Source organism: Streptomyces sp. (assembly GCF_036566765.1).
Taxonomy (GTDB): Bacteria; Actinomycetota; Actinomycetes; order Streptomycetales; family Streptomycetaceae; genus Streptomyces.
This window is the reverse complement of the sequence record NZ_DATCVQ010000692.1, coordinates 1-7,833: the sequence shown is the minus strand read 5'-3', so window position 1 is coordinate 7,833 and position 7,833 is coordinate 1. Positions and strand designations below refer to the sequence as shown.

At 73.5% G+C, this 7,833-nt stretch carries 5 protein-coding genes; 3 read left to right on the top strand and 2 right to left on the bottom strand.

Features of this window, described 5'->3' with window-relative positions; genetic code table 11:
• Window positions 1-501, top strand: a 501-nt coding sequence (locus tag VIU94_RS40080; protein ID WP_331919816.1) for a hypothetical protein, incomplete at its 5' end; no start/stop codon positions are given.
• Here the strand turns inward: VIU94_RS40080 and VIU94_RS40075 are convergent.
• Both VIU94_RS40075 and VIU94_RS40070 read right to left on the bottom strand, forming a co-directional pair.
• Complete coding sequence (locus VIU94_RS40075; protein WP_331919814.1) at window positions 498-3,089, bottom strand: bifunctional FO biosynthesis protein CofGH; 2,592 nt, start codon at window positions 3,087-3,089, stop codon at window positions 498-500. The genes VIU94_RS40080 and VIU94_RS40075 overlap by 4 nt on opposite strands.
• 198 nt (window positions 3,090-3,287) lie before the next feature.
• On the bottom strand, window positions 3,288-4,121 hold the full coding sequence (locus VIU94_RS40070; RefSeq protein WP_331919812.1) for an LLM class F420-dependent oxidoreductase: 834 nt from the start codon (window positions 4,119-4,121) through the stop codon (window positions 3,288-3,290).
• 100 nt (window positions 4,122-4,221) lie between these two features.
• Here VIU94_RS40070 and VIU94_RS40065 point away from each other — a divergent pair, with 100 nt between their 5' ends.
• Together VIU94_RS40065 and VIU94_RS40060 are read left to right on the top strand one after the other, a co-directional pair.
• Window positions 4,222-5,697: a CehA/McbA family metallohydrolase gene (locus tag VIU94_RS40065; protein ID WP_331919810.1), complete on the top strand. Its 1,476-nt coding sequence runs from the start codon at window positions 4,222-4,224 to the stop codon at window positions 5,695-5,697.
• A gap of 182 nt (window positions 5,698-5,879) precedes the next feature.
• Window positions 5,880-7,833 (top strand): FG-GAP repeat domain-containing protein (locus VIU94_RS40060; RefSeq protein WP_331919808.1); only part of this gene is annotated, 1,954 nt, incomplete at its 3' end.

Here is a 7,833-nt window from a genome sequence, read left to right as displayed (position 1 = left end):
GCCGACCCGCCCGCGCCGGCCGCCGTGTCGGCGACCGCGCCGCTGCTGTCCTCCCTCAAGGGCGAGGGACGGATGGACTACCCGGTCACCGCCGAGGAGGTCCGGGTCCGCGTCAAGGCGCACTCCACCTACGAGCGGGGCAGCATCCCCACCCGCTCGTGGGGGACCTTCCGGCTGTCCCACAGCTACCCGCAGCCCGACGGCAAGCCGCCGATCGTCTACTGGGGCGACTTCAAGGTCGACTGTCTGCGCACCGGCGGCCCGACCGCGACGGTGACCGGGACCCTCGTCCGGACCAACCCCGGCTACCACCCCTGGAAGGGCGTGCTGGACCCGCACTTCCGCATGGGCGTCAGCTTCCTCGTCCTGCCGAACGGCGAGAGCCGCATCGGCCTGTCCGGGGCCACCGCCAAGGGCAAGCCGATGCTCACCCCGTGCATGGCCCCGGCCAGCGACGCCCGCGTGGTCGAGGGCGGCTACACCCTCCGCGACAGGTTCTAGTCGGCCACCAGCGGCAGCAGTTCGGGCAGGTGCCCGTCCGAGGCCGTGGCCGCTGCCACGCGCTCGGGCGGGACCTCCCCGTACAGCGTCGTGCGCGGCTTCGTCGGCCTGCCCGCCGCCTCCGCGATCGCGACGAGATCCTTGATCGAGCGGTACGAGCCGTAACTGGAGCCCGCCATGCGGGAGATGGTCTCCTCCATCAGCGTGCCGCCCAGGTCGTTCGCGCCCGAGCGGAGCATCTCGGCCGCGCCCTCCGCGCCCAGCTTCACCCAGCTGGTCTGGATGTTCGGGATGTGCGGGTGGAGCAGCAGCCGGGCCATGGCGATGACCGCTCGGTTGTCGCGGGCCGTCGGGCCGGGGCGGGCGATGCCGGCGAGGTAGACGGGCGCGTTGGTGTGGATGAACGGCAGCGTCACGAACTCGGTGAAGCCACCGGTCTCCTGCTGGATGCGGGACAGGGTGCGGAAGTGGCCGAGCCAGTGGCGGGGCTGGTCCACGTGCCCGTACATCATCGTGGAGCTGGACCGGATGCCGAGCTCGTGCGCGGTGGTGATCACCTCGATCCAGGTGGCGGTGGGCAGCTTGCCCTTCGTCAGCACCCAGCGGACCTCGTCGTCGAGGATCTCGGCGGCGGTGCCGGGGATCGAGTCGAGCCCGGCCTCCTTGGCGGCGGTCAGCCACTCGCGGATCGACAGGCCGGTGCGCGAGGCCCCGTTGACGACCTCCATCGGCGAGAAGGCGTGCACGTGCATGCCCGGGACGCGCTCCTTCACGGCCCGCGCGATGTCGAAGTACGCGCTGCCGGGCAGGTCCGGATGGATGCCGCCCTGCATGCAGACCTCGACCGCGCCGACGTCCCAGGCCTGCTGGGCCCGGTCGGCGACCTGGTCCAGGGAGAGGGTGTACGCGTCGGCGTCGGTGCGGCGCTGCGCGAAGGCGCAGAAACGGCAGCCGGTGTAGCAGACGTTGGTGAAGTTGATGTTCCGCGTCACGATGTACGTGACCTCGTCGCCGACCGCCGCGCGGCGCACGTCGTCGGCGATCCGGGTCAGCGCGTCGAGCGCGGGGCCGTCCGCGTGCAGCAGGGCGAGCGCCTGGTCGTCGGTGAGCCGCGTCGGGTCGTCGGCGGCGACCGCGAGGGCCTCGCGGACGTCGGTGTCGATGCGCTGCGGGACCATGCCGGGGGCCGCGGCCTCGCGCAGCGCGTCCCAGTCGCCGTACACCTCGTCGAAGTCGTCGCGCCGGTCGTGCGTGCGGCCCTCGGTGTCGATGGTGCGGTGCAGGTCGGTGCGGCCGGCGGCGGTGAACCCCTCGTCCGGCTCCTGCCAGGGCAGGCCGCGCACCACCGCGTCCGGGTTCGCGAGGCCCGTCTCGGGGTCGGCGAGGGCGCGGACGTGCGGCAGCAGCCGCGGGTCGAGCCAGGGCTCGCCTCGGGTGACGAACTCCGGGTAGACGCAGAGCCGTTCGCGCAGCTCGAAGCCGGCCGCCGCGGACCGCTCGGCGAGCTCCTCGATCCGCGGCCAGGGCCGCTCCGGGTTCACATGGTCGATGGTGAGCGGGGAGACCCCGCCCCAGTCGTCGATGCCGGCCCGGATCAGCCGCTCGTACTCGGCGTCGACGAGGTTCGGCGGGGCCTGGAGGCAGGCGGACGGGCCCATGATCAGCCGGGCGACGGCGACCGCGGCGACCAGGTCGTCCAGCTCCGCGTCCGGCATGCCGCGCATCGCCGTGTCCGGCTTGGCGCGGAAGTTCTGGATGATCAGCTCCTGGACGCCGTGGTAGGCGCGGGAGACGCGGCGCAGCGCGAACAGCGACTCGGCGCGCTCCTCATACGTCTCCCCGATGCCGAGCAGCAGGCCGGAGGTGAACGGCACGGAGGAGCGCCCCGCGTCCTCCAGGACCCGCAGCCGCACCGCGGGCTCCTTGTCCGGCGAGCCGTGGTGCGGGCCGCCGGGCTCGCTCCACAGCCGGGTCGCGGTCGTCTCCAGCATCATGCCCATGGACGGCGCGACGGGCTTGAGCCGCTGGAAGTCCGTCCAGGAGAGCACGCCCGGGTTGAGGTGCGGGAGCAGTCCCGTCTCCTCCAGGATGCGGATCGCCATGGCGCGCACGTACGCGAGGGTGTCGTCGTAGCCGTGCGCGTCGAGCCACTCGCGGGCCTCGGGCCAGCGGTCCTCCGGCTTGTCGCCGAGCGTGATCAGGGCTTCCTTGCAGCCCAGTTCGGCGCCGCGGCGGGCGATGTCGAGCACCTCGTCCGGCGACATGTACATCCCGTGCCCGGCGCGCCGCAGCTTGCCGGGGACGGTGACGAAGGTGCAGTAGTGGCACTTGTCCCGGCACAGCCGGGTCAGCGGGATGAACACGCTCTTCGAGTACGTGATGACGCCGGGCCGCCCTGCCGCCTCCAGGCCCGCGTCGCGCACGCGGCCGGCGGTCGCCGTCAGGTCCTCCAGGTCGCTCCCGCGCGCCTGCAACAGCACGGCGGCCTCGGCCACATCGAGCGCCACCCCGTCCCTGGCCCTCCTGAGGGCACGGCGCATGGCGTTCTCGGTGGGCCGTTCCGCCTGCCCGGGCTGCTGATCCGTCATGGACCGAGCATACGAGTGACCACTGTCGGGGCAGGAGGCCTCGTCAGACCTTGAGGACGGCGATGTCCGGCCCGCAGAGCCGTTCGAGATCCTCCGGGTCGGAGGCCGGCACGACGACCGGCGGATGGGCGGCCCAAGCGGTCGCGGCCACGATGGCGTCCAGCGGTTACAGAGCGTCCATGAGAACTTCCGGTCGCTCTACAAGTACCGCGCGAACTCGTCCAGCACCCCCAGGACCTCCGTCTCGCCCCCCGGCGGAAGCTGGAGGACGACCTCGGGGCAGCCGAGCTCCGCGTAGTGGGCGAGCTTGCCCGGGTTGGGCAGGACCGCGTACGGGACGACCTCCAGGGCGTCCGGGTCGCGCCCCGCCTTCTCCCACGCCTCCCGCAGCACCGGCATCGACTGCGTCAGGCCGCGGCCGCCGATCGGCATCCAGCCGTCGGCGTACTCGGCGATCTGCGCGAAGAGCTTGGGGCCCGCCGCGCCGCCGAGCAGCGTGCGCGGCGCGCCGCCCGCCGGCTTGGGGTACGCGTACGAGGCGCGTACCGACACCCCGAACTCCCCCTCGTACGCGGTCGGTTCATCGGCCCACAGCGCCCGCATCAGCGCCATCCGCTCCCGGCCGAGTTCGCGCCGCGTCGCCCACTCCACACCGTGGTCGGCCGCCTCCTCCTTGTTCCATCCGAAGCCGATGCCGAGGGTGAAGCGGCCGCCGGAGAGGTGGTCGAGGGTGGCGATCTGCTTGGCCAGGCCGATCGGGTCGTGCTCGGCGATCAGCGTGACGCCCGTGCCGAGCCCGAGCCGCTCGGTGACCGCCGCGGCCTGGCCGAGGGCGACGAGGGGGTCGAGGGTGCGGCCGTACTCCGGGGGCAGTTCGGCGCCCGCCGCCGGATAGGGGGTGGTCCGCTCGATGGGGATGTGGGTGTGCTCGGGCAGATAGAGCCCGGCGAAGCCGCGCTGTTCCAGCTCGCGCGCGAGGCGGACGGGCGTGATGGTCTCGTCGGTCAGGAAGATCGTGGTCGAGATCCGCATAGGCGCAACGTAGGGCGTGCCGCGTGGATTTCCGAGAGGTGCGACACAAGGGCGTCCCGCGTTGTTCCCGTGTTCACGGCTTCGTACGACAGTTCTGGTCATGAGCGAACCCACCAGACGAACGCTCCTGACGACGGGCGTGGCCTCCGCCCTTACCTTGGGGAGCGTGAGCTTCGCCGAGGCCGACACCCCCGACGGCGACCGGACCGAGACGGTCCGGGGCACGCTGCCGCCCGGCTCCCCCGACTTCGTCCATCTGCCCTTCGAGGTGCCGAAGGGGGTGCGCGAGATCCATGTCTCGTACGTGTACGAGCGGCCCGCCGTGCCCGCCGGCACGCAGGGCAACGCCCTCGACATCGGCCTCTTCGACGAGCGCGGCGCCGAGCTCGGCGGCAAGGGCTTCCGGGGCTGGTCGGGCGGCGCGCGCAAGGAGTTCTTCGTGCGCGCCGACGACGCCACGCCCGGATACGTGGCCGGGCCGATCCGGGCCGGGACCTGGTTCGTGGCGCTCGGCCCGTACACGGTCGCGCCGCAGGGACTCACGTACAGCGTGACGATCACGCTCCGGTTCGGCGCGGCCGCGCCCGCGCGGCGGCCGGCGTATCCGCCGGAGCGGGCGAAGGGGCGGGGCCGGGCCTGGTACCGGGGCGACTGCCATCTGCACACCGTGTACTCCGACGGGCGGCGCACGCCCGCCGAGGTCGCCGCCCTCGCGCGCACCGCAGGCCTCGACTTCCTCACCACCACCGAGCACAACACGCACGCCGGGCACGGCGCGTGGGCCGAGCTCGCCGGGGACGACCTGCTGATCCTGCTCGGCGAGGAGGTCACCACCCGCAACGGCCACGTACTGGCCCTCGGCACCGACCCGGGGACCTTCGTCGACTGGCGCTACCGGGCCCGGGAGAACCGCTTCGGCCGCTTCGCCCGGGAGATCCGTCGTGCGGGCGGCCTGGTCGTCCCGGCGCATCCGCACGCCACGTGCATCGGCTGCAACTGGAAGTTCGGCTTCGGCGAGGCGGACGCGGTCGAGGTGTGGAACGGCCCGTGGACCCCCGACGACGAGGTGTCGCTCCAGGCCTGGGACGCGGCCCTCGCGCAGGGCCGGTGGACCCCGGCGATGGGCAACAGCGACGCGCACCGCGACCCGGACGCGGTGGGCACGCCGCAGACGGTGGTGCTCGCCGACGACCTGACGCGCGAGGCGATCCTGGAGGGCCTGCGCGCGGGCCGCTCGTACGTCGCCGAGTCCTCGGCGGTCTCCCTGGAGCTGACGGTCACGGACGGCCGGGGCCGCACGGCGGGCCTCGGCGAGCGCCTGCACACCGCGCCGGACGAGCCGGTGACGGTCCGTCTGACGGTGAGCGGCGCGCCGGGTCGCACGGCCCGGCTGGTCACCGACCAGGGGACGCTGCACACGGCGACGCTGCCGGCGGAGGGCGTGGGCACGGTCGAGTGGCGCACGACGAGCGCGTACGCGACGTACGTCCGCGCCGAGGTCCGCCACCCGGCGACGCTGCCGCCGCTGCCGGGCGCGATGGCGGCGTTCACGAACCCGGTGTTCCTGGGGGCGTGAGGGACACCCCGACAACTCATTCGAGCAGTCCGCGCGCCCCTGTTACGCTCGATGGCGATCTTCGGGGCATGGGGGGAAGAGGCCGGGGGGCCACCGACTTCATACGTCACGGGACGGGTGCGCGCGGGCGCGCACCCGCCTCCCTGCCCTGCCCGAGCGCGACCAGCAGGGGGTCTCTCATCATGCGCAGGACCAGAAACACGATCATCGGCGCGGCGCTGCTGCCCACCCTCACGCTGACGCTGGGGGTCGTCGGCGCGGGGCTCGCCGCCACCGTGGTGACGGCCACGCCCGCCGCGGCGGCCGACCGCATGTGGGACGCGCCCACACCGTTGACCGAGGAGCGGAACACCAGCGCCGGCGTGGTGGTCACGGCGGACGGCACGGCCGTCACCGCGTGGACCAAGGGCACCGGCAGCGAGACGCAGGAGTTGTGGGGCGCCACGCGACCGGCGGGCGCCGCGCAGTGGGGCGCGCCGGTCCGCATCGCCGCCGACCAGACGCGAGTGCGCGGCGCGCACCTGGTCTCCGGGGAGGACGGTTCCGTCACGATCGCCTGGAACCGCTACGACGGCGAGAACTCCGCCTCGCACCAGACGTCGACGCTCCGCCCCGGGGCCGCCGCGTGGACTGCCCCCGCGCGCGTCACGGCGGCGCCCCACGCGTACGAGCTCATCCTGGTGAGCGGCCCCGGCAGCCGGCTCACCGCCGTGTGGAGCGGTGACCCGACTCCGGGCGAGACCGAAGCCGACCGGGGGACATACGCCGCCGATCTGACCGCTCCCGGCGGGACGTGGTCGGAGGCCGTCATGATCAGCTCCGGATACCCCTACGAGTTCAAGGCGGCGGCTGCGGCCGACGGCTCCGTGACGGTCGCCTGGCAGGCCGCCCTCTCCGGCCCGGACCTGCTCCGGGTGTCGACCCGTGCGGCGGGCTCGGCCGAGTGGAGCGGCCCGGAGATCATCAAGACCGCCAGTTCGTACGTGGGCGACGGCGAACTCACCGTTCAGTCGTCCGCGAACGGCGCGACCCTGATCACCTGGTGGGAGTCCTACGACAACCGCAGCCTCGTCTACCGTCCCGCGGGCTCCACGAAGTGGGGCCCGACCGAGTACCTCCCGGCCGACGCGGACCGCTTCCACACCTCCATCCCGCGGCTGGAGGCCGACGGCCGGGTGACGGCGCTGTGGGCCGGCCACCAGACGCTGCGGACGGCCACCCGCGCCGTGGACGGCACGTGGTCGCAGCCCCGGTCGCTCGCCGAGAACAACAACGTGTTCAAGCTCTGGACCCCGAGCGCCGGCCGCGACGGCACCCTCGCCGCCGCGTGGACCACGCTCGACGGCGAGCTGTTCGCCGTCACGCGCTCGGACGGCGTCTGGGGCAAGCCCACGAAGGCGGGCCCGGCGTACCTCCACGCGCAGGGCTCCGTCGCCGCCGGGTCGGACGGCCAGGCGGTCGCCGTGTGGGACGAGAGTCTCGGGTGGACGAGCGACTCCTACGAGATCAACCGGGTGATGTCGACGGCCACCGCCGGCGCGAAGGCGGGTCCGCTCGCGAAGCACCGCGACTACGTCGGCGAGGACGGCTTCCCGGACGTGTACGCGCAGCGGTCCGACGGCTCGCTCCTGGTCTACCGGGGCAACGCGGGCGGGACGGTCTCCGCGCCGGCGGACGCCGGCAGGTGGCCGGTCGGCTCGACGCAGGTCCCCTTCGGCGACCTCGACGGCGACGGGGCGAACGACACGCTCGTCGCCGGATCGGACGGCATCCTGCGCCTGTACGCGCCGGAGCGCGGCCGGGCGGTCACGCCGCAGGCCTGGTCGAAGTCGCTCGGCTCGGGCTGGTCAGCGTACGACGGCCTGACGTACTCGGGCGACTTCACCGGCGACGGGCGGCCGGACCTGGTGGCCCGCCAGGTTCTCACCGGCGATCTGTACCTGTACGCGGGGACGGCGTCCGCCGGGCTCACCCGCGTCGGCAAGATCGGCAGCGGCTGGAAGTCCCTGACCATCGTCGGCGCCGGCGACCTCAACGGCGACCGGGTCGCCGACCTGGTGGCCCGTACGGCCACCGGCGACCTGTACCGCTACTACGGCACCGGGAGGTCCACGATCGGCTCGGGCACGAAGATCG